This window comes from Bradyrhizobium sp. 197 (genome assembly GCF_023073375.1).
Taxonomy (GTDB): Bacteria; Pseudomonadota; Alphaproteobacteria; order Rhizobiales; family Xanthobacteraceae; genus Bradyrhizobium.
Map to the genome: position 1 here is coordinate 132811 of NZ_JADPJJ010000071.1, position 25392 is coordinate 158202.

The window sequence follows — 25392 nt, forward strand, 5'->3', positions numbered from 1 at the left end:
GAGTGAGAGTACTGAACCATGGCCATCAATCACTTGGCACCTGAGCAAACCGAGCAGTTCGCCGACAATATCGTCGGCTTCGCCCGCGCATTGCGTTCGGCGGGCATGCCGGTCGGGCCGGGCGCCGTTATCGATGCCATGAGCGCGCTCCAGGTAATCGACATCGGCAACCGCGCCGACGTCTTCACCACGCTGGAGGCGATCTTCGTCAAGCGCCACGAGCATGCGCTGATCTTCAAACAGGCCTTCCACCTTTTCTTCCGCGCGTCGGAAGAGTGGAAGCACATGCTGGATTCGGTGGCGTTGCCGGAGCAGGCCAAGAAGAAGCCGCAAGCCGGCTCGCGCCGCGTGCAGGAGGCGATGTCGCAGCCGCGCATGACGGAGACACCGCAGCACCAGGAGCAGGATCTGCGCCTGTCGGTCTCCGACAAGGAGATCCTCCAGAAGAAGGACTTTGCGCAGATGAGCGCGGCGGAGATTACCGAGGCGTTGCGCGCCATCGAGCGGATGCGGCTGCCGCAGGCCGAACTGCTCACGCGCCGGCACCGGCCCGATCCCCACGGCCTGCGCATCGATTTGCGCCGCACGCTGCGCGCGTCCCTGCGCACCAGCGGCGAGATCATCGACATCAATCGCCTCGGGCGGATCGAGAAACCGGCGCCGATCGTGGCGCTGCTGGATATCTCGGGCTCGATGAGCGAGTACACCCGCCTGTTCCTGCATTTCCTCCATGCTGTCGGCGACGCCCGCAAGCGAGTCTCGGTGTTCCTGTTCGGCACCCGGCTCACCAACGTGACCCGGGCGCTCCGCCAGCGCGACCCTGACGAGGCGTTGGCGAGCTGCTCGGCCTCGGTCGAGGACTGGGCCGGCGGCACGCGGATATCGGCCTCGCTGCACAATTTCAACAAATTGTGGGCGCGGCGCGTGTTGAGCCAGGGGGCCATCGTGCTGCTGATCTCCGACGGGCTGGAGCGGGAAGCCGATTCCAAGCTCGCCTTCGAGATGGACCGGCTGCACCGCTCCTGCAGGCGGCTGATCTGGCTCAACCCGCTGCTGCGGTTCGGCGGATTCGAGGCCAAGGCGCAGGGCATCAAAATGATGCTCCCGCACGTTGACGAATTCCGTCCCGTGCATAATTTGAGTTCGATCCACGAGCTGATCAGCACGCTCTCCCGGCCGCTGCCGCCGCATCACCGCAGCCTGATCCGCTCCGCAGCTTGAGAGGTAGCCATGCTCGATCGCGACGAGGATATTCTGAAGGCGGCGGAAGACTGGCAGAAGGCCGGCCGTGGCGTCGCGCTCGCAACCGTGGTGGAGACCTGGGGCTCGGCACCGCGCCCGGCGGGCTCGAGCCTTGTCATCAACGACGAGGGCACGTTCCTGGGCTCGGTCTCCGGCGGCTGTGTCGAGGGCGCCGTGGTGACCGAGGCCATGGATGTGATCCAGAGCGGCAAGCCCAGGATGCTGGAGTTTGGCGTGGCCGACGAGACTGCCTGGAATGTCGGGCTGTCCTGCGGCGGCACCATCCGCGTCTTCGTCGAGAAGGTCGGCTAGCCGTGAAGCTCGCAATTTTGCACGAACTCAATGCCGAGCGCGCCGCGCGCCGGCCAGTCATTCTGGTGACGGACACCGAGAGCGGCGAGCAGCGCCTGGTGAAGGCCAGCGATTTTGCCAAGGATCCCTTGCGAGCTGAGCTCGACAAACAACTGCGCATGGGCAAGAGCGCCGGTGTCGAAGCCGGCGGCAAGAAGATTTTCCTCAACGTCTACGCGCCGACCGCAAAGCTCGTCATCGTCGGCGCCGTCCATATCAGCCAGGCCTTGGCGCCGCTGGCGCGCTCGCTCGGCTACGACGTCACCGTGGTCGATCCGCGCACGGCCTTTGCGAGCCCCGAGCGCTTCCCCGACGTTCCCTTGGTCGCGGAATGGCCCGACACGGCGCTGCCACCGCTCAACGTCGATGCTTACACGGCCTTCGTCGCGGTGACGCACGATCCCAAGATCGACGACCCCGCGCTGCTGCACGCCTTCGAGCGCAACTGCTTCTATATCGGCGCGCTCGGCTCGCGGAAGACGCATGCCAAGCGCGGCGACCGGCTGCGGGCGCAAGGCGCCAATGACTCTGACATCGCGCGCATCCACGCGCCCATCGGGCTTGCAATCGGCGCGGTCTCGCCGTCCGAGATTGCGGTGTCGATCATGGCCGAGATCACGGCGGTGCTTCGCCTGCCGCCCAAAGAAAAAGAAGAAGCGGCATGAAATTCGGCCCGGCGAGCCCCAAGGATGCGATCGGCGGGGTGACCGTCCACACCCTTTGTCAGGGACCGCTGGTGCTGAAGAAAGGCACGACGATCGGCCCGGCCGAGATCGAGGCGCTGGAGCGGGCCGGCATCAAGGACGTCGTGGTGGTGCGGATGGAGGAGGGCGATGTCTCCGAGGACATTGCCGCCGCCAGCATCGCGCTCGCCGTCGGCGGCGATGGCATTCATGTCGAGCGCGCCTTCACCGGCCGCGCCAATCTGTTTGCGGCTCGCCCGGGCGTGCTGGTGATCGACCGCGGCGCGGTCGACCGCATCAACAATATCGACGAGGCCATCACCTTCGCGACGCTCTCCGCCTTCAAGCCGGTGGTCGAGGGCGAGATGGTCGGCACCGTCAAGATCATCCCGTTCGGCGTCGAAGGAAACTTGCGTGATGCCGCGGTGAAGGCCGCGGGCCGCGACGTGCTGAAGATCGCGCCGTATGTCATCAAGCGCGTCGGCGTGGTCTCGACGCTGCTGCCGGGCCTGTCCTCCAAGGTGATCGACAAGACATTGCGTGTCACCGCCGAGCGGCTGGCGCCGGCCGGCGCCGGCATCATCGCCGAGCGGCGAGTCCAGCACGAGGAGCGGGAGCTGTCCGCCGCGATCAAGGAATTGCTCGCCCTTGGCGCTGAACTCGTGATCGTGTTCGGCGCGTCTGCGATCGCCGACCGGCGCGACGTGATCCCGGCGGCCGTCACCGGGATCGGCGGCGAGATCGAGCATTTCGGCATGCCGGTCGATCCCGGCAACCTGCTGCTGATCGCCCGTGCCGGCAGCGTGCCGGTGCTGGGGGCGCCCGGCTGCGCGCGTTCGCCGGTCGAGAACGGTTTTGATTGGGTGCTGATGCGGCTCCTCGCCGGCATCAAGGTGACGCGTTCCGAGCTGATGGGCATGGGCGTCGGCGGCCTCCTGATGGAGATCGTGACGCGGCCGCAGCCGCGCGCCAAGCCGGAGATCGAAGGGAACAGCAATATCGCGGCCATCGTGCTCGCGGCGGGACGCTCGACCCGCATGGGCGGACCGAACAAGCTGCTCGCCGAGCTCGACGGCAGGAAGCTGGTGCGGATTGCGACCGAACAGGCACTGGCGTCGAAAGCATCCGAGGTGATCGTCGTCACCGGCCATCAGACCGAGCTGGTCGAGCAGGCACTGCAAGGCCTGAAGGTGCGGTTCGTCAAGAATCCGGATTTTGCCGGCGGCATCGCAAGCTCGGTCAAGGCAGGCATCGCGGCCGTCCCCGAGGCTTCCGACGGTGCTGTGGTCTGCCTCGGCGACATGCCGCTGATCGATGCCGGCCTGATCGACCGCCTCATCGACGGCTTTGCGCCGGACCGCGGCAATCTCATCGTCGTGCCGGTCAGCGAAGGCCGCCGCGGCAACCCCGTGCTGTGGTCGCGCCGCTTCTTCAAGGAGTTGATGACGCTCGACGGCGATGTCGGCGCGCGCCACCTGATCGTCAAGCATACCGAAGCGGTTGCCGAAGTGCCGGTCGACGGCAAGAGTGCCTTCCTCGATATCGACACGCCGCAGGCGCTGGAAGCGGCAAGACGGGGATAGTTAGCCTTGCGGTTGCGCGCTTGCGCAGTCCGCTAGGGTAACCCACCACTTCTGCTTCCGCGGTGAGGTACTTTGGTGGATTGCGCTCGGCCAATCCGCCCTACACGGCTGTTTTCAACCCTCCGTTCACCATCTGGAAACGACCGCGGCTTACAGTCGCCTTCGCCTGCCTTGGGGGAGGGGATTTCCATGCCTTCGAACGTCGTCGCGCACCGTTGCGCGATGTTTTTCTTTGCGCTGTCGGTTTTTGTCGCCGGCGCGCGCCACATCACGGATGCGCACGCCGCCGGCGCATTTGCAGTCGGCAAGTGCGGCGCCTACGGCCAGGCCTTCGATTATGGTGCCGAGCACGAAGCGCGTGCGGCGGCGCAGAAGCAATGCAAGGGCGATTGCACGACCGTGACGATGAAGCGTGCTTGCGCGGCGATGTCGGTCGACCTTTCCAATCCCTGCGGCGCCTATGGCTATGCCGTCAAGCCGAAGATCTCGGCCTCGCTCAATGCCGCGACGCGCGAATGCTACAAGTTCGGCGGCAAGGAATGTGTGATCCGCGCCTGGGCCTGCGACGTCAAGGGGTAATTCCTCTTGCTGTCATTCCGGGGCGATGCGTAGCATCGTATCCGGAATAACAGTTAGGGATATGCATGCAGTTCGATACCAAGGTCGCCATCGTGATCCGCGCCGATCTTGCGGCCTGGCAGAAGCTCAACGTCGCGTCCTTCCTCACAAGCGGCATCGCCGCGGCCTTTCCGGAATGCATCGGCGAACCCTATGAAGATGCATCAGGCACCAAATATCACGCGCTGATCGGCCAGCCGATCCTGATCTACGGCGCCGACGGTCAGGCGCTCGCGCGCGCGCTCGATCGGGCCCTGACGCGCAACGTCGCGGCGGCGGTCTACACCGAGGACATGTTCAGGACCACGCACGATGCCGCCAATCGCGAGGCGGTGAGGGCGGTGGCGCGCACTGACCTCAATCTCGTCGGTCTCGCAATGCGCGCCGAGCGCAAGGTGATCGACAAGATCGTCGATGGCTTGAAGTTCCATAGCTGACGTAGGTGCTGGTTGGTTTCACCTCTCCCGCTTGCGGGAGAGGTCGGCGTGAGGGTTCTCTCCACTAGGGGATTGTCCCGTTGGTGAGACACCCTCTCCCCAACCCTCTCCCGCAAGCGGGAGAGGGAGCACACCCCCACGTGGGGCCAGTGCCTCACCCCGGCGGCATGCCCTCAAACTTCGGCAGGTCCGGGTCGAGGCGATCCCAGTCATGACCGCGCGCGGCGTAGGTCACCACTTGCGGCTTGTAGCGGGCGGGCTCGTCGAGGCTTGCGGCGCGGATGGTGAAGATGTCAGGCATTGCCGCGAAGGTCATGTAGACCGGCAAGCCGCAGACGGAGCAGAAACCGCGAGTCTTCACGTTGCCACTGTCGCCGACCATGTCCCAGTGCTTCGCCTCGCCCGTCACTGTGACACCGGCGCGCGCGAAGGTCATGTACGAGCCATGGCCGCTGCCGCTTTCCCGCTGGCAGTCCCGGCACTGGCAGTGATTGCTGAACAGGGGCTCACTGGCGATCGAATAGCGGATCGAGCCGCAGGCGCAGCCGCCGGTAAAGGGCTTGGTCATTGAGATAACTCCTTACTTGTCTTCTTATTTGTCTTCGCCGCTGATCTCGTCGAGCTGGCGGACGACTTTCTTCCAGCCGCCGCTCATGCCCGTGTAGGCCGATTCGTTCCTGGGTATGACGAAGCCCGCATGAACCAGACGGATCCGCGTGCCGGCCTCGACCGGGGTGAGGGACCACGTCACGACAGTGTCGAGCGGCGCGCCGTAGCCGGTGTTGCGCTCATCCCCGCCCTTCCAGGCGTAGACGAGGCGCCGGTTCGGCATGACTTCCAGGACGCGGCAATGGATGACGCCATCCCAGGCGCCGCCCGGCGTGGTCTGGTAGGTGAAAGTGTTGCCTTCGACGGCCTCGAAACCGGTCGGCGGCATCAGCCAGCGCGCGATCAGCTGGGCGCTGGTCAGCGCCTTCCAGATCGTCTCCGGCGCGTGAGGGAGCACCTCGTCGATGACGATGTCTTTTGTCTCGGCTTTCAATTCAACAGCACTCACGGATCGATCTCCTTCAAGAGGTCACGCAGGTTCTGGAAGCGCTCGCGCCAGAACACGCCGTAATGGTCCATCCAGGTGACCAGCGGCTCGAGTCCTTGCGGCGCGGCGCGGTAATAGACGTTGCGGCCCTCGGCGCGCTCGGCAACCAGGCCGGCCTGCTTGAGGGACTTCAAATGTTGCGAGATCGCGCCTTGGGTCACGCCGCTGCCGCGCGTGAGTTCGGCGACGCTGATCTCGTTGCTCTCGAACACGCGCTCGAACACCGCGCGCCGGGTTGGATCGGCGAGGGCGCGCATGACGCTGGTGACTGGGTTTCGGGCGGTTTCAATCATAGTAGTTCAATTAGCACCGGCTAATGAATTAGTCAAGACTAATTCATTAGCCGGTTTACGTCTGTGGCCCTGACTTGACAATGACTGACTAGTCAGTCACAAATTTGGCATGACAAGGAAGCCGACCAAAACCGCCGCCCCATCCGCAGCTCGAGCCAATGCGAAGGTCTCTGTGGTCGCCAGAAGCGACGAGGCGCCCGCGTCGAGCCGCGCCACGCGTGCGGCGGAACGGCGCGCGGCGATCGTGGACGCGGCGATGGAGGAGTTCATCGTGCGCGGCTTTACCGCGACGCGTCTCGACGACATTGCGAAGCGCGCGGGCGTGGCGAAGGGCACGATCTATCTGCACTTCAAGGACAAGGAATCGATGTTCGAGGAGTTGGTGCGCACCGTGATCGTGCCCGTCGTGGCGAAGCTGAATGCGTTGCCGCCGCCGACAGGCTCGGTGCGCGATCTCGTCGAGGCTTTTGCCAGCAATTTTTTGAAGGAGGTCATCGGCACCAGGCGCGGCGATCTCGTGCGACTGATCGTAGCGGAGGGGCCGCGCTTTCCTTCCGTCGCCGACTTCTACTACCGCGAGGTCGTCTCGCGCGGAATGGCCGGCATGCGCGCGCTGATCGAGCTCGGCATTGCCCGCGGCGAGATCCGCGAGAAGAACCTCGCGCGCTACCCGCAAATCCTGGTCGCGCCGGCGATGATCGCGGTGATCTGGCAGAGCCTGTTTGCGCGGCACGCGCCGCTTGATGCGCAGGACATGCTGCGGGTCCATCTCGATTTGATTTTTGGCGAACGGAGGACGACATGAGGTCGTCGCTAAACATCTCTCACCTCATCCTGAGGAGCGCGGAACGCGCGTCTCGAAGGATGCAGGCCCGGCTGTGGCCCTTCGCCCTTCGAGACGCCGCTTCGCGGCTCCTCAGGGTGAGGGGTCGACAGCCGTTGCTGCCGCCAAACGCGATTCAGTTTTCGGCGCGGTTCTGTTCGATCGCGATTCTAGCCCTCGCAACGGGACTTGCCGGTTGCAAGGAGAAGCGCGATCCCGGCTTCCAGGGCTGGGTCGAGGCCGACATGATCTATGTCAGCCCGGACGAGGCCGGCCGCGTGACGAAGCTGAACATCCGCGAGGGCGACGAGGTCAAGGTCGGCGATCACCTTTATTCCGTCGACGACGATCTCCAGCTTGCCGACCTCAACCAGAACAAGGCGACGCTGGCGAATGCGCAGCAAACCTATGATCGCGCGGCTTCGCTGAGCAAGACCGGCTCGGGCACGCAGGCCAATCTCGATTCCGCGGTCTCCTCCTTGCGCGTTGCCGAGGCACGGGTGGCGACCTCGGAGACGCGGATGGCGCGGCGCAAAGGTTTTGCGCCAGTCGCCGGCACCGTCCAGCAGATCTATTTTCGTGAGGGCGAGATGGTGGCGGCGCAGCGGCCCGTGCTCTCGATCATGCCGCCCGGCAACATGAAGCTGCGCTTCTTCGTGCCGGAGACCGAGCTGCCGAAGCTTGCGATCGCCGACACGGTGCGGATCGCGTGCGACAATTGCGCGGCCGATCTCACCGCAAAGATTTATTTCATTGCGACTTCGGCCGAATATACCCCGCCCGTCATCTACAGCCTCGAGGAGCGCAACAAGCTCGTCTACCTGATTCAGGCGCGGCCGTCGCGGCCCGACGCGTTGCGGGTCGGACAGCCGATCGACGTCTATCTCACTCCAAAAACGCCCGTGGCGGACAAGCGATGAGCGGCGACAACGGCATCGCGATCGACGTCAAGGGCCTGACCAAGTCGTTCGGCGGCCGCGAAGTCGTGCACGATCTGTCGATGCAGGTGAAGCGCGGCTCGATCTACGGCTTCCTCGGCCCGAACGGTTCGGGCAAGACGACGACCATCCGCATCCTCTGCGGCCTGCTCACGCCCGACAGCGGCGAGGGCACCTGTCTCGGCTACGACATCCGGCGCGACGCTGACAAGATCAAGCGCCAGGTCGGCTACATGACCCAGCGCTTCAGCCTCTATCAGGATCTCTCTGTCCGCGAGAACCTCGAATTCGTCGCGCGGCTGTATGGCCTTCGCGATGCGCGCGGCGCCGCGCGCGACATGATCAAGCGGCTGGGGCTCTCGGGCCGCGAGGAGCAGCTCGCGGGCGAACTCTCCGGCGGCTGGAAGCAGCGGCTGGCGCTAGGCGCCTGCACGCTGTCCAGTCCAAAATTGCTGCTGCTGGACGAGCCGACCGCCGGCGTCGATCCCAAGGCGCGGCGCGATTTCTGGAACGAGATCCATGCGCTCGCGGCCGACGGTCTCACCGTGCTGGTCTCGACCCACTACATGGACGAGGCCGAGCGCTGTCACGAGATTGCTTATATCGCCTATGGCCATCTGCTGGCGCACGGCACCGTGGAGGAGGTGATCGCCAAATCCGCGCTGACGACCTACACCGTGACAGGCGAGGGGCTGAACGAGCTCGCGGCTGGCCTCACCGGCAAGCCCGGAATCGACATGGTGGCGCCGTTCGGTACCTCGCTGCACGTTTCGGGGCGCGACCTCGCCGCGCTCGAAGCCAGCGTCGCGCCGTGGCAGGCGAAAAGCGGGCTGCACTGGAATAAATCGTCGCCGTCACTGGAGGACGTGTTCATCGAATTGATGGGCCGTTCCAAGGACAATTTCCAATGAGCGCCGTCGATCATCCCGAACCACAGCACGCGATCCGGGAGCGCTTTGGCTTCTGGACACGCTCCTATGCGATGCTGGTCAAGGAGTTCATCCAGCTCAAGCGCGATCGCGTGTCGTTCGCGATGATCGTGATGCTGCCGGTGATGCAGCTCCTGTTGTTCGGCTATGCCATCAACACCACACCCCACAATCTGCCGAGTGCGGTGCTGCTCCAGGAGGACTCTGATCTCGCCCGCTCGATCCTGAAGGCGCTGGAGAACACCAAATATTTCCGCTTCCTCTACGAGGTGCACGACGTCGAGGATTTCGACAATCTCCTGAAATCCGGCAAGGTTCTGTTCGGCGTCGAGATTCCGCGCGGCTTCGAGCGGGCGGTGCGGCGCGGCGACAGACCGGCGCTGCTGGTCGCCGCCGACGCGACCGATCCGATCGCAGCGAGCGCGGCGATCGGCTCACTCGGCATGATCGTGCAGACCGCACTCAAGCACGATCTCTACATCGGCGATCCCCCGGAGATGCCGTTCGAGATCCGCGCACATGCGCGCTACAACCCCGCCGCGGCGTCGAGCCTCAACATCGTTCCCGGTCTCGTCGGCACCATCCTCACCATGACCATGCTGATCTTCACCGCGCTCTCGGTCACGCGCGAGGTCGAGCGCGGCACGATGGAGAACCTGCTGTCGATGCCGATCAAGCCAGTCGAGGTGATGTTCGGCAAGATCATCCCTTACGTGCTGGTCGGGTTCGTCCAGGCCTTCCTGATCATCGGCATCGGCGTCGTCCTGTTTGGCGTGCCGATACTCGGCAACTTGTTCCTGCTGGCCGTTCTGTCGACCCTGTTCATCAGTACTAATCTTGCGATCGGCTACACGATCTCGACGCTGGTGCAGAACCAGCTCCAGGCCATGCAGATGTCGATGATGTTCTTCCTGCCGAGCATTTTGTTGTCGGGCTTCATGTTTCCGTTCGCGGGCATGCCGGTCTGGGCGCAATATGTCGGCGAGTGCCTGCCGCTGACGCACTATTTGCGCATCGTCCGCGCCATCATGCTGAAGGGCGCGACCATGCAGAATTTGCGTTTCGATGCGCTGGCATTAGCGGTCCTGATGCTGCTCGCCATGACCATTGCCGTGACGCGCTTCCGCCGCACGTTGGATTAAGGCACAATGCCCCGGAATCGAGGGGTGGAATGGTCAGGTTCGCGAGCAGGAAGACGCGGCAGCACGCCGCGCTATCGGAGGATTTCGAGCGCGAGCTGACGCGAGAGGTGCTGCGCACCGAGCTGTTGCGGGTGCGGACGCTGATCCTCACGGGCTGCGTCATGACCGTGTTTCTCACTGCCATCTATCTGGTCGATCCAGCCGTCGTGAACCGGGTCTGGCGCGGGACGGAAGGCCTGGCCGAGGTCTACGGCCTGCTGGTCGGCTTCATCCTGTTCGAGGTCTGGGTGCACGTCCAGATCAGAAGGAACCTCCGGCTCGATCGCGACCTCCCGGTGATCAGGCGCTATATCGGTGCACTGATCGAAACGTCGCTGCCGACGCTGATCTTGATCCTGCAGATCCGGACCATGGGCGCGAGCCAGGCGCTCGGCTTTGCCGTGCCGCTGATGTATTTCATCTTCATCATTCTCTCGACACTGCGGCTTGATTTTCGGCTTTCGACCTTCACTGGTTTTGTCGCCGCAGCCGAGCTGCTCGCCGTGGCGCTGATCTACGATCGCGCCAGCGGCGTCGGTGAGCCGCAGACCTATTTCCATGCAGTGCGCAGCACCATCATCCTGGTCTGCGGCGTGCTCGCGGGCGCGGTCGGTGCGCAACTCCGGCGTCAGTTTGCTGCGAGCATTGCCGCGGCCACCGCGCGCGACCGGGTGACGAACCTGTTCGGCCAGCACGTTTCTCCTCAGGTGGTGGAGCGGCTGATGGCGGCGGGAACCAGCGCCGGCGGCGACCTTCGCCGCGTCGCCGTGATGTTCGTCGATTTCCGCGGCTTCACCGCCGGCGCGCAGACGCGCACCCCACAAGAGGTGGTCGACCGGCTCGATGGCGCCTTCGCCGTGCTCGTCGATATCCTCGATCGCGAGGGCGGCATCGTGAACAAATTTTTGGGCGACGGCTTTCTCGCACTGTTCGGCGCGCCGCTGGAGGCCTCCGACGCCGTGCATCGCGCGGTCGCCGCAGGCCGCGAGATGCTGACCGCGATGGGCCGCATCAACGCCGAGACGAGCTGGCCGCTCAGAATCGGAATCGGCATCCATTTCGGCGAGGTTGTCGCCGGCAATATCGGCTCGCCCCGGCGCAAGGAATATACGGTCATTGGCGACGCCGTGAACTTCGCTTCGCGGCTGGAGGCGCTGAACAAGGAGTTCGGCTCGCAGCTTCTGATCTCCGCCGCCGTTCGCGAGGCGCTTGGCGAGGACTGCGACGATGCCGTTGCGCTCGGCGAGGTCGAGGTGCGCGGCTATGAGCAGAAGGTCCCGGTGTTTCAGCTGGGGTAACGCGCGGTGAAGGCGTGGGATGAACTATCTCTGCTAGCTTTCGGGTCTTGCATTGTGGAAGCCGCTTCTCGGCTTTCAACCCGTCACCGCAATTGCTCCGATTGCTCCGAATATTGGGGCATGACGGCCGACGTCGACGGCTTGTAGACTGCCGGCGACGCGGCCGGTCGCGGTCGCGACTTGCATGAGGAAGTGAAGATGCAGCGCCGCTACATCACCGTCGACGTGTTCACCGACCGCGCCTTCGGCGGCAACCAGCTCGCCGTGGTGCTCGATGCCGGCAGGTTGTCGACCACGCAGATGCAGTCGATCGCGACCGAGTTCAACTATTCCGAGACGACCTTCGTGCTGCCGCCGCGCGACAAGGCGAATGATGCCGAGGTGCGCATCTTCACGCCGGTCAGGGAGCTTCCTTTCGCTGGCCATCCCAATGTCGGTACCGCCTTCGTGCTGGCGACGATCGCGAAGGACCCGAAGTCGTGCCTGCGGTTCGAGGAGAAGGCCGGGCTGGTGCCGGTCGATATCTTTCGAGAGCAGGGCCAGGTCATCAGCACCGAGCTTACAGCGCCGCAGCCGCTGTCTCGGCTGTCGCAATTGTCTGCTGCTGATGCCGCGCGCTGCATCTCGCTCAGCGCTGAGGACATCAAGGTCGACCGTCACGCGCCGCAGGTCGTCAGCGTTGGAACGCCGTTTCTGGTGATCGAGGTGCATTCGCGCGATGCGCTCAAACGGGCGAGGCCCGACGCGGCGGCCTTCGGCAGGGTATTTCCGCGCGATGACGCATTCTCGGCGTGGTTCTATACGCGCGATGTGCCTGCGGCAGAGGCGCCTTGCGAGCGCCAGGCGCGGATGTTCATGCGCGGCGCCAACGGCCTCGTGGAGGATCCCGCCACCGGCAGTGCCACGGTCGCAGCCGCCGCGCTGTTCGCCGATCTCGATTCGGCGCGCGACGGTGAATTGAAGCTGACGGTCGGCCAGGGTTTTGACATGGGCAGGCCGAGCATCCTGCTGACGCGCGTGCGCAAGCAGGACGGCAAGATCGTCTCAGCCCATGTCGGCGGCAGCTGCGTGCAGATGATGGAAGGGACGTTCCGGTTGGCGGGTGAGGGATAGGCCTGTCCACCCGTCATTTCGGGCTCGCGCCACAGCCCAAGATAAGCCCGTCATCATGAGGTGCGAGCACTTGCGGGCCTCGAAGGATGGACGACTGCTGCATTGGCGTCACGCCGTCGTCCTTCGAGGGCCGCTGAGGAAGCGGCCAGCTCAGGATGACGGCTACGGTTAAAGCCGTCGTTTCGTCCTCCCGCGCGAAGAGGGCTAGACCTGCCGGCCCGCCAAATTCCTCACCTCCACCCCATCCCGCTCCTCGATCACCTCTGCGATCATCTGGCGGTGGCAGTGGGTGTGGTCGCGCTCGTAGCAGAGCAGGCACACGGGGCCTGCCTTCTTCACGAGCGCCGCAAGCTCGTCCATCTCTTCCCTGGCCTGCGGCGTCTTCAGGTGCTTTGCGTAGATCTTTTCCAGCACATCGTATTGCCCGCTGCGGGCGGCGAGGCGGCCTTCCTTGGGTGTGCCGAGGGCGGCGAGATGGACATAGGCGATGCCGCGTTCATCGAGGCCTGCGGATAACTGATTCTTGGAAAAGCCGGGCCGGCGCGATGACGTTACCGCGCGCACGTCGACAACGAGCTTGACGCCGGCTCGCTCCAGCTCGTCGAGCACGGCCTTGGGCGGCGTCTGCTCATAGCCAATGGTGAAGAGTTTTTTTGCCTTTGCCATGAAACACCTCAGGTCACTCGCGCGATCAGTTCCATGGCGCCGGCCGGCGCGCGCACCTTGCCCTCGTGGATGACATAGGCAAACACGTCGCGCGGCTCCTTCTTCGGCTTGGCCTGGTCGACCTTCGGCAGGTCATCGGGTTCACTTCCCTCGGCCCAGTCCTGAAACCGCTTGGCCCAGGCATCGAGCTGCTTCGGCGGATAGCAGGTCTTGATCTCGTCATTGCCCTTCTGGAGCCGCGCATAGACGAAATCGCCGGCAACGTCGGCGATCGCCGGATATTTGCCGTGTTCGGCGAACACGACGGGCGTCTCGAATTCGCGGATCAGCGCGACGAAGTCTGGCGTGCAAAAACTGTCGTGACGGACCTCGACGACATGGCGCAGCGCGCGCCCCTCGAGCTTGCGCGGCAACAACTCGAGGAACTTGCCGAAATCGGCGCCGTCGAATTTCTTGGTCGGCGCGAACTGCCACAGCACCGGGCCAAGACGATCGCCGAGTTCCAGCACGCCGGAATCATAGAAACGCTTGATGGAATCGCCGGCTTCCGCCAGCACGCGGCGGTTGGTGGCGAAGCGCGGTCCCTTCAATGAAAACACGAAACCCTCCGGCACTTCGCCTGCCCATTTGCGAAAGCTCTCCGGCTTCTGCGAGCCGTAATAGGTGCCGTTGATCTCGATCGAGCTCAGCTTCGAGGCCGCGTAGGACAGCTCCTTCGCCTGCGTCAGCTTCTCCGGATAGAACACGCCGCGCCAAGGCTCGAAAGTCCAGCCGCCGATGCCGATGAAGATGTTGCCGGATTTTTGGACGCGGTTTTTGCTTTGGCCACGGGAGGACTCGCATCGAGGGGAGGGACCTCATCCTAGTCAAACCAGATGTGATTGGCCAGTTGCGACGCCCCGTCTAAGGTCGCGACAGGACCCGCAAAAAAAGGAGAACAAGATGCGGATGCTGATGGTGGGAGCGGCGCTCGTTATGATGACATCTGCTGCCATGATATCTTCAGTCATGGCCGACGATGACGATGCCAAGGGTGCGCAGAAGCTCGCCATGCAGGGCCGCGACGATTACTGGCATTGCCTGGCGCGGGAATATTCGCGTGATAGCAATCAGGGCAAGTCGGAGCAGGATTTCGGCCGCTCGGTCGCCGGCGCCTGTCCGTCGGAGCGGCAATATTACCGTGTGGCGCTGCTCGACTTTCTCACCACGCAGTATCCGACCATCGATGACGGCGCCCATCTCGCCACCGCGAACAGGGCCGTGGAAGCGGCGCAGAAGGACATCGTGACGGCCTTCGTCAAGCACAGGCCGCCGCAGAAATAGCCCCCCTTGAGCGTTGGCGTCCCGCAAGCCCTTCCGGCTGTGCGCTGATCCATGGTATCAGTGAGGGCATCTGGAACAGGGATGGGCTTCCATGTCGTCTGAGTCGGTGGGTGGCATTTTGGGGGCGATCGTCGCCGCGATCGTGCTTGCGGTCGCCGTCGTTTTCGGGCCGATCGGCCAATACGGCAAGCCGCCCAAGCCCGTGAAAGTTGACCCGGCCGCGGCTGCGGCGCCGGCGGCCCCTGCCGCGCCCGCGCCTCGCGGGCCGGTGATCAAGGAAGTCCCGAACCAATAAAGGCCTGAAAAGGGCGCCTTTCGCCCCTTGCAAACCGGCTTTGTAGTTCCTATTTAGTTTCTAACGGCGACGTTGAGCGAAAAACTCCGGCGCTGGAACGACCTTGGGATAGCTCAGGCTGCGCCGGATGTACGCGCGGCCCGCCGTTCCGGGGTCGTTGGCATTTTAGGGCCCCTTTTGGGCCGTTCTCCAGAGAACCCCCGGCTTGGTAGCGCAAGTTTTTGGCAGCGCAAGTTCTTGGCAGCGCAAGACGCGGCGGATATACGCTGCCCTCATGAACGAAGCGATCAGACCGGGCTCCGACAACACGCCGCAGGCCCCGCAGGCGGCTTCCCCATCGCCGGAATTGTCGGTCGTCGTCCCGACCTTCAACGAGCGCGACAATGTCACGGTGCTGTACCGGCGGCTGCAGGCAGCGCTGGCCGGCATCGCCTGGGAAGTCGTGTTCGTCGATGATAATTCGCCTGATGGCACCTGGGACGTCGTGCGCGCGCTGGCCCGGCGCGACAGCCGCGTGCGCTGTGTCCGCCGTATCGGCCGCCGCGGCCTGTCGGGGGCCTGCATCGAGGGCATCCTGGCCTCAAGCGCGCCCTATGCGGCCGTGATCGACGCCGACCTCCAGCACGACGAGACGCAGCTGCCGAAAATGCTGTCGCTGCTCGCGAGCGGGCAGGCCGAGCTCGTGGTCGGCAGCCGCTACATCGAGGGCTACAAGAGCGAAGGCTTCAACAAGCAGCGCGCCGGCGCCAGTGCATTGGCGACCGAACTCGCCAGGAAGGCGCTGCGGGTCGAGATCGCGGATCCCATGAGCGGCTTCTTCATGGTTCGCCGCGACCGCTTCGAGCAGCTCGCGCCGAAACTTTCCGTGCACGGCTTCAAGATCCTGCTCGACCTCGTCGCGAGCGCGAACGGCACCTTGCGCGCCATCGAAATTCCTTACACGTTCGGAGAGCGCCAGCACGGCGAAAGCAAACTTGATTCCATGGTCGCGCTGGATTTTCTCGGCCTGGTGCTGGCGAAGTTCACCAACGATGCTGTCTCGCTACGCTTCCTGCTGTTCGCAATGGTCGGCGGCATCGGCCTCGTGGTGCATCTCACCACCCTGTTCATATCGCTTGAGCTGTTCAAGCAGCCGTTCGCGGAAGCGCAGGCCTCCGGCGCCATCATCGCGATGACCAGCAATTTCGTCCTCAACAACTTCCTCACCTATCGCGACCAGCGGCTGAAGGGCTTTGCGCTGCTACGCGGCCTGATCGCCTTTTACATCGTGTGCAGCGTCGGCCTGCTCGCCAATGTCGGCGTCGCCTTCTCGGTCTATGACCAGGAGCCGATCTGGTGGCTTGCGGGTGCGGCCGGTGCGCTGATGGGCGTGGTGTGGAACTACGCGATGTCCGGACTGTTCGTCTGGCGCAAGAAGTAGCTCACGATGGGCGGGGCTGACGCGCGGATCGTCCGCAATACGGCGCTGGTGATCCTTGCGCTGGTCGGCTTGCGGCTCGTCGCAGCCGCCTTCACGCCGATCACCTTCGACGAAGCCTATTACTGGATGTGGTCGAAGAACCTAGCCGGGGGGTATTACGACCACCCGCCGATGGTTGCCTACGTCATCCGCGCCGGCACCATGATCGCCGGCGACACCGAGCTCGGCGTCCGCCTGGTATCGATCCTGCTCGCGCTGCCGATGAGCTACGCGATCTATCGCTCCGCCGCGATCCTGTTCGGCGGCGCGCGGGTGGCGGCGACCAGCGCCATCCTGCTCAACGTGACGCTGCTGGCCTCGGTCGGAACGCTGATCGTCACGCCCGATGCGCCGCTTCTGGTTGCCTCCAGCTTCGTGCTGTTCTTTCTCGCAAAAGTGCTGGAAACCGGTCGCGGCGCCTGGTGGCTCGCGGTCGGCGTAGCCGTCGGCGCGGCGCTGTTGTCGAAATACACCGCGATGTTCTTTGGCCTGGCGATCCTGATCTGGCTCGCGACCGTGCCGAAACTGCGGCATTGGTTTCTCTCGCCCTGGCCCTATCTCGGTGGCCTCGTTGCGCTCGCGCTGTTCTCGCCGGTGATCCTCTGGAATGCGGACCATCAATGGGTCTCGTTCGCAAAGCAGCTCGGCCGCGCCAAGATCGAGGACTTTCGGCCGGTTTTTATCGCCGAGCTGATCCCGACCCAGATCGCGTTCGCAACTCCGCTCGTCTTCATCCTCGGCGCAATGGGGCTGCACGCGCTGACTTGGCGCCGCGCCGGCGCGCTGGCCTCGCGCGTGCTGATCGAGACGATGTTCTGGACCGTCGTCGCCTATTTCGTCTGGCATTCGCTGCATGCCCGCGTCGAGGCCAACTGGTTCGCGCCGGTCTATCCGCCCTTCGTTATCGCGGCGGCCGCCGCCGCCAATCTCGTGCAGTGGAAGCCGCGCCAGCGGCGCCTGGCGGATTTCTGCCTGCGCTGGGCTGCGCCCGTGGGCATCGTGATGTTTGCCGCGCTGATCGTGCAGGCCAACACCGGTTGGCTGTCCCTCTATCGCCGCGATGCGACCGTGCGCAGCGTCGGCGTCGGCTGGCGCGAGCTTGCCGCGGAGATCGAAGCCGTGCGCGCCCGCAATGGCGCGACCTGCGTGCTTGCGCCTGACTACGGCACCACGGGCTGGCTCGCTTTCTATCTGCCGCGCGGCACCTGCGTGGCCCAGCAGAACCAGCGCATCCGGTGGGTCAACATGGCCGAGCCAGATCCAAAGCTGCTTGCCGGCAAGCTGATCTATGTCGACGAGCTGCGCAGCGACGGCCATCCCGCCGTCCACGAGCTCTTTGCGAAGGTGACGCAAATTGCGCAATTGCAGCGCAAGCGCGGTCCGCTCGTGGTCGAGACCTACGGCATCGATCTGCTCGAAGGCGCCAAGGGCGACGTGCTGGACCGCTCGCCGCCGCCGGAAGCGCGGTAGCTCTTCGTCGGGACGACGGCGGAGCCTTCAGTCGATCATCTCAGCCTTGGTCATGGCCTGGTTCGGCCTGTTCTGGTCGCGCCAGAACCACACGGTCACGATGCCGGAGCGGCCGCGGACCTGCGTGAGCAGGGGGCCCGTCAGAATGCCGTCGGGAGCGCCGTGGAAGTCGGCCGTATCCAGCAGAACATCGCTGAGCGCGAGCCGCGCGTCGTTCTGGACGGCGACCTCCATTAACCGGCTCGCGACGTTGACGGTGTCGCCCGTCGCCGTGATGTGCTGATGGCTTTCGCCGAGGCGGGAGGCGACGATCGGGCCGAAATGCGCGCCGATCTTGAAGTCGAGCTGATCCCTGATCGCAGGGGGCAATGACGCGATCCAGCGTTCGACGCCGCGGTGCAGGTCGATCGCGCATTTCAGCGCGCGTGCGGCGTCGTCGGGCATCGCGCCGGGCAGGCCGAACAGGATCATGGCGCCGTCGCCGAGAAAGCCGCTGATCATGCCGCCGCAATCGACCGCGGCCTTGTCGATCAGCGCGTGAAACGCCTTCAGAATGTCCTGGAGCTCGTCCGGATCGATCCGCTCGCTCAGCGCCGTGAATCCGGAGAGATCGATGAAAACCACGGCCGCGTCCTGCCGGACGGGTTTTGACAGGAAATTCGGATCGCGCGCCAGCCAGTCCTGCACGGCGGGGGCCTGGAATTGCGCGAGCGACCGGCTCTTGGCGGCGAGATATTGCGTGCGGCGGCCTCCCGCCCACAATTGCGCGCCGGCGAAGATCACCACCGGCGGCACTGCTGCGGCGAGCGTGGTCGCGGCATTCAGCCAGACGCCGTGCGTGAACGCGAACAGATTGAGCCCGGCCCAGGCGATCATCACCCCGGCCGCCGCGACGAGGCCGAGCGCGCTGCGCCGCCAGGCGAGCAGGCCCACCAGCAGCATTGGCAACAGGATCGCGATGAGCGCGTCGGCGATGTGGACCTTGCGGTCACGCACGATGCCGTCACCGGCGACGAGATGGGTGATCGCGGTCGAGACCACCTCGACGCCGGGCATCAGGGAATCGAACGGTGTCGGATAGAAGTCACCGCCGCCTGCGACCGAGGCGCCGATCACGACAATCCGGTTCTCGATCGCCGAGCGATTGAGCGTGCCGTCGAAGATGCTCTGCGCGCTGACAGTGCGGATGGTGCGGCGCGGGCCGTAATAGGTGATCGGCAGCGCGAAATCGGTATCGGTCGGCACCGTGCGGTCGCCGAGCAGGAGGTGGTCCGGCGCGATCGTCAGCGGCTTGTCGAGCGCGCGTATCGCGACGCGCAGCGGAAATGACAGCTCGACCTTGTCGCTCGTCCGGAACAGCATCGGCACCGAGAGCGGCGAGCCGGATTGTGCGGTCGCAACGTTGACGACGCCGACCTCGGCGTGGTCGGCGAATGCCGGCAAGGGCAGCAGGAAGCGCTCGGCCTGCGGCAGCACGGCGAGGGGGCCCTGACTGCTGGGTGCCACGGTCTCGCTGGCGGACGGGAAAATCGCCGCAGCGGCGAGGACCATGGGACCGGTAGCCAGCGTATTTGCCAGCGTGGCGTCACCGATCGCAGCGCTGCGGTCGACCAGCAGCAGGTCGATCGCGACGACCTTCGGCTTGAATTGCACTATGGTGTCGACGACACGGGCGAGATCGGCGCGTGGCAGCGGATAGCTGCCGCCGCGCTTGACGACGGTGTCGTCGATCGCGACGATGGTGACGAGATCGGGTGGAGCCTGTACGCCGCGGACCTGCGTCCGCCAATCCGCCAGCGTCGCCTCGAGGCGATCGAGAAAGCGAAGATGACCGTTGGCGTGGCCGGCATAGATGCCCGCGCCCCACAGGGCGGTAAGGGCGAGTGCCATCAGGATCTGAACGCGTCTTTTCATTACGTCGTACTGCAATCTTCTCTGTTGTCAGGGCCTGACTGATCGGGCCGTATCGACCAAGCCTTATTGGCCAAGTCCTATTGGCCAAGTCCTATTGACCGAGTCTTGCCATCAGCGCATCGACGCGCGGCTGGCCCCATGTCTTGACGGTCAACGGACCGGTCGCTTCCACGTCGACCCCTTCACCGGGGGCTAAAACGACGCCGCGTCCGCGGCTCCTGCGGCTGACGCCGACACGGCCGTCGGCGACGAAGACGGAGGTCTTGGCCTCCGTGACATCGACCGCCCATTTCGTGCCGCGCACCGCGGCGATCGCCTGCGGCGTCAGCACCTTGAAGGGGGTGCCGCCGGGCTTCTTGGGGACCTCGACCAGCAGCGCTTTGCTGCTCAACTCCACGGAGTCTATATGTCCGTCGCGGTTGGCGTCGTTAAGTTCAAATCTGGCGCCGCTTTCCGCAACGATCGTGATGCCGTTGTCGCAACGCCAGGTCTGTGTGCCTGCGGTCGATGGTGACGCCGTGCAGCCGGCATTGGCAGCAGGCTGCGCAATCGCAGATCCGATCAACAGAAACGACGATGCCAGAGTGAAAAATCCAGCGCGTGCGATCCCTCTCATGCCAGCCTCCGTTTGCGTGCCCGGCGCAGTTCAAGGCGATGTTGATACGGTACCGTATCGCACGCAGAGGCTGCTGAAAAGTGCCGAGGCAGCAGCTATTTTCTCGGCACGGTCTTTTCCAGACTCGTGCGATCAACTTTCGGTCAGGGTCTTTCTCCTCCCACCGTTCTGACGGCCGTTCTGACGGGGAGAGGCGAAGCACATCGCATCACGCGCGGAGTGACAAAGGCGGCGTCCACCAGCCTGGCGCAACGCTTCGCCGCTATGGTCGGCGGCATCGAAGACCACGAAAGCGACTTGGTTGGATGCGTTTAGAAATGCGGTCGGAGACGTTCGCTGACCGCACCGATCCGGCCGAGAATTATAGTTAACAGATGCGCTTAAGTCCGTAGTTCTGCGGGCTTTTTTCCCAAAATGGGACGACGTTAATGCATTGCCCCACATTCGCCCGAACTTAATCCGCATTTAACTAAAAGTGGCCCTAATGACGCTCCGACCCTCTGCGAGATGCTGTTCCCGGATCGTGACCAGCGGCGCTTCGAAGGGGGATTGAGTGACACCGTTCTGGACGCAAGGCGAATGAGTACGAGTATCGCTGCGCAAGGTATCGCGGCACGGAAGTCCAAAGAATTATCGAGCAATTCTTATCGGAAGCCTTCCCGAAAAATGACCACCCAAAACGCGCTTGGCGCCGCCGTGATCGGCTGCGTCGTGCTTGGTGCCGGCTGGACCGTCTACAGCAATATTTTTGCCGCCAGCGTCTATCCGACCGTCGGCAGCAGCGCCTACGACGAGCCCGTGATCAAGCGGGCGCCCAGGGTCGCACTGCGCGAGGCCGGTGAGGCCGTCAAGGAAGCCTTTGCGCTCTTGCCCGACCGGTTGCAGGTGGCCGCGCCAATCTCGCGCGAGATGTTCAACGATCGCTTTGCCGCCGCTGCGACCCAAGGCGTGACATCGAATGCGGCGAGCGCTGCGCCCGCAACCAAGGTAGCCGAAGCCACGGCGAAGCCGAGCGTGATCGCGAGGGTCGCGGAAGTCCTGAAGTCAGGTCCCGCCAAGATCGCTGACGCTGCGAAGTCCAAGCGCGCCGACGCGCCGGTGCAGCTTGCCTCGGCAGATCCGGCCGAAATCGTGCCGGCGCCGGAGGCGAAGCCAAAATCGTTCGCCGATCGCGCCAAGGCCGCGGTGATGTCGGTTACCGGGCCGCGGCAGTCGATGGTGGAAAAGCTCTGGGGCAAGCGTGAGCCGTCCGGCGGCTTGCTCGCCTATGCCTCGGCTGATGCGAGCGTGACCGCTTCCATCGCGCCGAAGGAGCAGAACCCCATGCTCGGCGGTTCGGCGCCCTATGACCGCTCCACCGCGGTCTACGACATCAGCGCGAAGACGGTGTATCTGCCCGACGGCACCAAGCTCGAGGCACATTCCGGCCTCGGCTCCAATCTCGACGATCCCCGTTCCTCGCGCATCCGCATGCGCGGCGTGACGCCGCCACATATCTACGACCTGAAGCCGCGCGAGGCGCTGTTTCACGGCGTGCCTGCGCTGCGCCTAACCCCGATCGGCGGCGAGAGCGCGATTTACGGCCGCGACGGCCTGCTCGCGCACACCTTCATGCTCGGCCCGAATGGCGACTCCAACGGCTGCGTGTCGTTCAAGGACTACTACGCGTTCCTCGACGCCTATCGTAACAAGGGCATCCGCAGGCTCGCGGTGCTGGCGCGAGTGGAGTGATCTTGGCTCATTCCAGATGATATAAAGGGCCGCTTGTTGCGGCCCTTTTTTGCGCTTCGTTTCAGCCCGGCTGCGGTCGTTATGGAACCCTCACATCTGGCGGCCGTGGCATCCCGTCATGCCGGGCTCGCCGCCACGGTCTTGCGCAGCGCCATCTCGGTTGCGATCGCCTCCCGCACTGCGGGGCGCGCCTGCATGCGCGCGAGATAGCCCGACAAGGACGGCCATTGCGCAATGTCGACGCCTGCCGGACGGAGCAGCAGCAAGGCCCAAATGAGGTGGGCATCCACGACGGTGAATCTGTTACCGACGAGAAATTCGCGGTCCGCAAGATGGGCCGATGGCACCGACAATGTCTGTGTAATCCTTGCCCGCGGCTTGGCGAGCGAGCCGTCGTCCTTGTACCAGAAGGTCGGAAACAGGAACGCCTTGTGGATCTCGGCGCCGATGAAGCTCAGCCATTCCTGCAAGCGGTAGCGCTCGGGATCGCCGAAGCGCGGCGCGAGGCTGGCCTCGGGTTTCAGATCAGCGATGTATTGCAGTACCGCCGCGCTCTCGGTTAGCCGCTCGCCGTTCTCCAGAACCAGGACCGGCACCGCGCCCTTCGGCGACACGCCGAGGAAATCGCTGCCGTCGTCCACGACTGTCTTGGTCCAGATATGGGCGAGGAGATACTGCGCCTCGACGCCGGCCTCGGTCAGCGCGATACGGCTGGCGAGCGAGCAGGCCATCGGAAAGAAATAGAGTTGCAGCATCACGAACGCTCCGTCAGCTTAGCGCTTCGCCGCGCGCAATGATCGCGAAGCGATCCGACAATTCGGCCAACGCGACCTCGTGAATGGTCCTTGCGGCGAGCGTTCCGCCGCGGCCGTCGGGCAGATCGCGCGTGGCGCAGGAATCGGCATCGATCGTCGTGCGAAAGCCGAGGTCGAGCGCAGCCCGGGCGGTCGAGCTGACGCACATATGCGTCATGAAGCCGGCCAGCACGATGTTCTTGCGTCCGCTCGCGGCGAGCTGCGCCTGCAGAGCGGTGCCGGCGAAGGCGTTCGGCAGCTCCTTCTCGATCACGAACTCACCCGCAAGTGGCGCGAGCTCGGCGACGATGGCGCCGCGATCGGCGGCGCGATCGAACAGGCTGCCGGCGCGGCCCTTGTGCGCGATGTGGAAGATCGCGGCGCCCGACTTCCGGGCGCGGGCGAGAAGCTTCGCAGCGACGGCGATTGCGGGCTCGGCGTCTGGCAAAGCGAGGGGGCCGGCGCGGTATTCGTTCTGGATGTCGATCAGCACGAGACAGGACTCGCTGAGTTTGGGCGGATTGAGATCAGCGCCGGACAATTCGAGCAGGGTTTTTGGAGCGGTCATGCTGGTCAGGCCTTCTAAGGGAGTATTGGTGACGCAACATTAGCGCGGCGGTGACCTGCCATTGTGCAGGACTATTGCAGCTTATGGCTGCAGATTTGCAGCCACCGGCCGCACCTGCTAGGCTCGTGCCCATGAACTGGGACGATCTGCGCATCATCGCCGCAGTGAGGGACGAGGGCACCTATGCCGGCGCCAGCGCGCGGCTGCGCATCGACGAGACCACCGTCGGCCGCCGTCTCGCACGCATCCAGCGCGATCTCGGCGTACCGCTGTTCGATGCCGTCGACGGCCTGCGACGGCCGACCCGGCATTGCGAGGCGGTGCTCGAGCATGTCGGTGCGATGGCGGCACACGTCGCCGCGATTGATCGCATCGGTGAGAGTCAGCCCGGCCCGGTCGGCCGCCTGCGCATCGCCTCGACCAATGCGGTCGCCGAGGAGCTGCTGGCGCCGCATGCCTGCGCCTTCCTGCGCGATCACCCCGGCCTCACTCTTCAGTTCCTCACCTCCAGCGGCAACGTCAAATTCTCGCGCTGGCAGGCCGACCTCGCCATCCGCTTGCGGAAGCCGGAGAAGGGCGACTTCACCATCTCCAAGCTCGGCGAGGTCAGACTGTATTTCTTCGAGCCCATCGATTTCGGGGGTGGCGAGCCTGTCGTTTGCGGCTTTCCCGATGAGCTTGACGCCATTCCCGAGGCGCAGTATTTGCGCGCCAGGCGGCTGACAAACGCGCGCTCTGTAACCGACAATGTCCGCATTGTCCGGACTATGATCCAGTCGCACCAAGCCGTCGGCGTGTTGCCCGAACATAGCTGCGGAGGATTGCTCTCCGACCACAGTCTGCGCGCCACGCTGCTGCCCCGGCGCCGCGACGTTTGGCTTTTGGTACAGAACCACCTCAAGCGCGATCCCGCGACGCGGCTCACCATTGAATGGGTGCGCCACTGCTTCAGGGATCTTTCGCGCGACTGATCGACCGCCGCTGAGCGTGAACGCGATCCACACGCCGCGCGACCAAGTTATGAGATTGCGCGCACGCGAAGGTTGCGTAGTCTGGCGACGACCACAGGCTTGATCGGGGCAGGTGCATGACCACTCTCCAGGACACCACTCGCCCGTCGGCGCAATCGCGGGAATGGAAGGCGATCGTCATCCTGATCCTCTTGATCCCGGTGCTGTGGTCGCCGCCGTTCCTGTTTCGCATCTTCCTGTTTCAGCCGTTCAACATCCCGTCAGGCTCGATGAGGCCGACGCTGGTCGTCGGCGACTACGTGTTCGCCGCCAAATATGCCTATGGCTATGGCCGCTATTCCTTTCCTTTCGCGCCGTCATGGATCTCGGGTCGCGTCTTTGCGGCCGAGCCCGAGTTTGGCGATCTGGTGGTGTTCCGGACGCCGAAGGACAATTCGGTCGACTACGTCAAGCGCGTGGTCGGGCTGCCCGGCGACCGCATCCAGATGCGGCAGGGCCAGCTCTTCCTCAATGACCGCCCGGTGACGCGCGTCGCTCTCGCGAGCGCGCCCGGGGGCTCCGCCTGCGGTGTGGATGCCGGCGTCAAGATCAAGCGCTGGCGCGAGACCCTGCCGAACGGCGCGAGCTATATGACATATGACTGCGTCGACGGTTATCTCGACAACACCAGCGTCTTCACGGTGCCATCAGGTCATTTCTTCGCGCTTGGCGACAACCGCGACAACTCCACCGACAGCCGCATGATGTCCGTGATGGGGTTCATCCCGATGGACAATCTCGTCGGCAAGGTGACGCGGATATTCTGGTCGCTCGACGAACACGGCGAGCCGCACATGGAGCGGCTGGGGAAGGTGTGGTGAGGCCTCCCGTCATTCTGGCGGCGTGAAACGATCATTCCCCAAATCGGGATAGGGGGACGCCTCGCGGCGTCGCCCCTCCCACACCACCGTACGTACGGGTCCGTATACGGCGGTTCGGTGGATTATGCGGGTCTCGGAGC

At 64.5% G+C, this 25392-nt stretch carries 28 protein-coding genes; 19 read left to right on the forward strand and 9 right to left on the reverse strand.

All coding sequences use genetic code 11. The annotated features are described in order from the left end of the window. Window positions 1–18: 18 nt before the first annotated feature. From IVB27_RS16695 to IVB27_RS16720, 6 genes are all read left to right on the forward strand, one after another. Window positions 19–1221 carry a vWA domain-containing protein gene (locus tag IVB27_RS16695; RefSeq protein WP_247444505.1) on the forward strand — a complete coding sequence of 401 codons (1203 nt, stop codon included), beginning with the start codon at window positions 19–21 and terminating at the stop codon, window positions 1219–1221. 9 nt (window positions 1222–1230) lie between these two features. Further along, on the forward strand, window positions 1231–1554 hold the full coding sequence (locus tag IVB27_RS16700; protein WP_007602422.1) for an XdhC family protein: 324 nt from the start codon (window positions 1231–1233) through the stop codon (window positions 1552–1554). A 2-nt stretch (window positions 1555–1556) separates the two neighbouring features. After that, on the forward strand, window positions 1557–2258 hold the full coding sequence (locus IVB27_RS16705) for an XdhC family protein (RefSeq protein ID WP_247444506.1): 702 nt from the start codon (window positions 1557–1559) through the stop codon (window positions 2256–2258). Beyond that, entirely contained in the window at window positions 2255–3859 is a 1605-nt protein-coding gene (locus IVB27_RS16710) for an NTP transferase domain-containing protein (protein ID WP_247444507.1), read from the forward strand. Before IVB27_RS16705 ends, IVB27_RS16710 begins: the two co-directional genes overlap by 4 nt. 189 nt (window positions 3860–4048) lie before the next feature. Beyond that, window positions 4049–4438 (forward strand): DUF4189 domain-containing protein, encoded by a 390-nt coding sequence (locus IVB27_RS16715; protein WP_247444508.1) that lies wholly within the window; start codon window positions 4049–4051, stop codon window positions 4436–4438. A 65-nt stretch (window positions 4439–4503) separates the two neighbouring features. Then, window positions 4504–4914, forward strand: a complete 411-nt coding sequence (locus tag IVB27_RS16720; protein ID WP_247338973.1) for a PTH2-like family protein — start codon at window positions 4504–4506, stop codon at window positions 4912–4914. 154 nt (window positions 4915–5068) lie between these two features. On the opposite strand, the gene IVB27_RS16725 is transcribed toward IVB27_RS16720, so the two are convergent. From IVB27_RS16725 to IVB27_RS16735, 3 genes are read right to left on the reverse strand one after another with little or no spacing between them, the layout of a single operon-like run. Next, window positions 5069–5482, reverse strand: coding sequence for a GFA family protein (locus IVB27_RS16725; RefSeq protein ID WP_247444509.1), 414 nt, complete (start codon window positions 5480–5482; stop codon window positions 5069–5071). A gap of 24 nt (window positions 5483–5506) precedes the next feature. Continuing rightward, complete coding sequence (locus IVB27_RS16730; protein WP_247444510.1) at window positions 5507–5971, reverse strand: SRPBCC family protein; 465 nt, start codon at window positions 5969–5971, stop codon at window positions 5507–5509. Beyond that, window positions 5968–6303: an ArsR/SmtB family transcription factor gene (locus IVB27_RS16735; protein ID WP_247444511.1), complete on the reverse strand. Its 336-nt coding sequence runs from the start codon at window positions 6301–6303 to the stop codon at window positions 5968–5970. The genes IVB27_RS16730 and IVB27_RS16735 overlap by 4 nt, the downstream gene beginning before the upstream one ends. 109 nt (window positions 6304–6412) lie before the next feature. Here IVB27_RS16735 and IVB27_RS16740 point away from each other — a divergent pair, with 109 nt between their 5' ends. The 6 genes from IVB27_RS16740 (at window position 6413) to IVB27_RS16765 (ending at window position 12585) form a co-directional block, all read left to right on the forward strand. Then, a complete protein-coding gene (locus IVB27_RS16740; protein ID WP_247444512.1) occupies window positions 6413–7108 on the forward strand; it encodes a TetR/AcrR family transcriptional regulator in 696 nt (231 codons plus the stop codon). Then, window positions 7105–8046 carry an HlyD family secretion protein gene (locus IVB27_RS16745; RefSeq protein WP_247444513.1) on the forward strand — a complete coding sequence of 314 codons (942 nt, stop codon included), beginning with the start codon at window positions 7105–7107 and terminating at the stop codon, window positions 8044–8046. The genes IVB27_RS16740 and IVB27_RS16745 overlap by 4 nt, the downstream gene beginning before the upstream one ends. Further along, window positions 8043–8975: an ABC transporter ATP-binding protein gene (locus IVB27_RS16750; RefSeq protein ID WP_247444514.1), complete on the forward strand. Its 933-nt coding sequence runs from the start codon at window positions 8043–8045 to the stop codon at window positions 8973–8975. Before IVB27_RS16745 ends, IVB27_RS16750 begins: the two co-directional genes overlap by 4 nt. Then, entirely contained in the window at window positions 8972–10135 is a 1164-nt protein-coding gene (locus IVB27_RS16755) for an ABC transporter permease (protein WP_247444515.1), read from the forward strand. Before IVB27_RS16750 ends, IVB27_RS16755 begins: the two co-directional genes overlap by 4 nt. Window positions 10136–10164: 29 nt before the next feature. Continuing rightward, window positions 10165–11472 carry an adenylate/guanylate cyclase domain-containing protein gene (locus IVB27_RS16760; protein WP_247444516.1) on the forward strand — a complete coding sequence of 436 codons (1308 nt, stop codon included), beginning with the start codon at window positions 10165–10167 and terminating at the stop codon, window positions 11470–11472. A 198-nt stretch (window positions 11473–11670) separates the two neighbouring features. Then, window positions 11671–12585, forward strand: coding sequence for a PhzF family protein (locus IVB27_RS16765; RefSeq protein WP_247444517.1), 915 nt, complete (start codon window positions 11671–11673; stop codon window positions 12583–12585). A gap of 204 nt (window positions 12586–12789) precedes the next feature. Here IVB27_RS16765 and IVB27_RS16770 read toward each other — a convergent pair whose 3' ends face one another. Together IVB27_RS16770 and IVB27_RS16775 are read right to left on the reverse strand one after the other, a co-directional pair. Further along, window positions 12790–13251 (reverse strand): DUF488 domain-containing protein, encoded by a 462-nt coding sequence (locus IVB27_RS16770; protein WP_247444518.1) that lies wholly within the window; start codon window positions 13249–13251, stop codon window positions 12790–12792. An 8-nt stretch (window positions 13252–13259) separates the two neighbouring features. Beyond that, window positions 13260–14042 carry a DUF72 domain-containing protein gene (locus IVB27_RS16775; protein ID WP_247444533.1) on the reverse strand — a complete coding sequence of 261 codons (783 nt, stop codon included), beginning with the start codon at window positions 14040–14042 and terminating at the stop codon, window positions 13260–13262. A gap of 151 nt (window positions 14043–14193) precedes the next feature. On the opposite strand from IVB27_RS16775, the gene IVB27_RS16780 reads away from it, so the two are divergent. The 4 genes from IVB27_RS16780 to IVB27_RS16795 all read left to right on the forward strand — a co-directional run bounded on the left by IVB27_RS16780 (window position 14194) and on the right by IVB27_RS16795 (window position 17798). After that, window positions 14194–14574, forward strand: coding sequence for a hypothetical protein (locus tag IVB27_RS16780; RefSeq protein WP_247444519.1), 381 nt, complete (start codon window positions 14194–14196; stop codon window positions 14572–14574). A 91-nt stretch (window positions 14575–14665) separates the two neighbouring features. Beyond that, window positions 14666–14869 (forward strand): hypothetical protein, encoded by a 204-nt coding sequence (locus IVB27_RS16785; protein WP_247444520.1) that lies wholly within the window; start codon window positions 14666–14668, stop codon window positions 14867–14869. Window positions 14870–15143: 274 nt separating this feature from the next. Next, a complete protein-coding gene (locus IVB27_RS16790; RefSeq protein WP_247338940.1) occupies window positions 15144–16289 on the forward strand; it encodes a glycosyltransferase family 2 protein in 1146 nt (381 codons plus the stop codon). 6 nt (window positions 16290–16295) lie between these two features. Continuing rightward, entirely contained in the window at window positions 16296–17798 is a 1503-nt protein-coding gene (locus IVB27_RS16795) for a glycosyltransferase family 39 protein (RefSeq protein ID WP_247444521.1), read from the forward strand. A 27-nt stretch (window positions 17799–17825) separates the two neighbouring features. Here the strand turns inward: IVB27_RS16795 and IVB27_RS16800 are convergent, their stop codons facing one another. Together IVB27_RS16800 and IVB27_RS16805 are read right to left on the reverse strand one after the other, a co-directional pair. Further along, on the reverse strand, window positions 17826–19712 hold the full coding sequence (locus IVB27_RS16800) for a CHASE2 domain-containing protein (protein WP_247444522.1): 1887 nt from the start codon (window positions 19710–19712) through the stop codon (window positions 17826–17828). Window positions 19713–19803: 91 nt separating this feature from the next. Further along, window positions 19804–20328: a FecR domain-containing protein gene (locus IVB27_RS16805; RefSeq protein ID WP_247444523.1), complete on the reverse strand. Its 525-nt coding sequence runs from the start codon at window positions 20326–20328 to the stop codon at window positions 19804–19806. Between the two features lie 666 nt (window positions 20329–20994). Here IVB27_RS16805 and IVB27_RS16810 point away from each other — a divergent pair. Then, entirely contained in the window at window positions 20995–22059 is a 1065-nt protein-coding gene (locus tag IVB27_RS16810; protein WP_247444524.1) for a DUF2778 domain-containing protein, read from the forward strand. 116 nt (window positions 22060–22175) lie between these two features. Here the strand turns inward: IVB27_RS16810 and IVB27_RS16815 are convergent, their stop codons facing one another. Together IVB27_RS16815 and IVB27_RS16820 are read right to left on the reverse strand one after the other, a co-directional pair. Further along, complete coding sequence (locus IVB27_RS16815; protein ID WP_247444525.1) at window positions 22176–22814, reverse strand: glutathione binding-like protein; 639 nt, start codon at window positions 22812–22814, stop codon at window positions 22176–22178. A 13-nt stretch (window positions 22815–22827) separates the two neighbouring features. Continuing rightward, a complete protein-coding gene (locus IVB27_RS16820; RefSeq protein ID WP_247444526.1) occupies window positions 22828–23421 on the reverse strand; it encodes a cysteine hydrolase family protein in 594 nt (197 codons plus the stop codon). A 131-nt stretch (window positions 23422–23552) separates the two neighbouring features. On the opposite strand from IVB27_RS16820, the gene IVB27_RS16825 reads away from it, so the two are divergent. After that, a complete protein-coding gene (locus tag IVB27_RS16825) occupies window positions 23553–24392 on the forward strand; it encodes a LysR family transcriptional regulator (protein ID WP_247444527.1) in 840 nt (279 codons plus the stop codon). Between the two features lie 116 nt (window positions 24393–24508). Continuing rightward, window positions 24509–25252 carry a signal peptidase I gene (gene lepB, locus IVB27_RS16830; RefSeq protein ID WP_247444528.1) on the forward strand — a complete coding sequence of 248 codons (744 nt, stop codon included), beginning with the start codon at window positions 24509–24511 and terminating at the stop codon, window positions 25250–25252. Window positions 25253–25392: the final 140 nt, after the last annotated feature.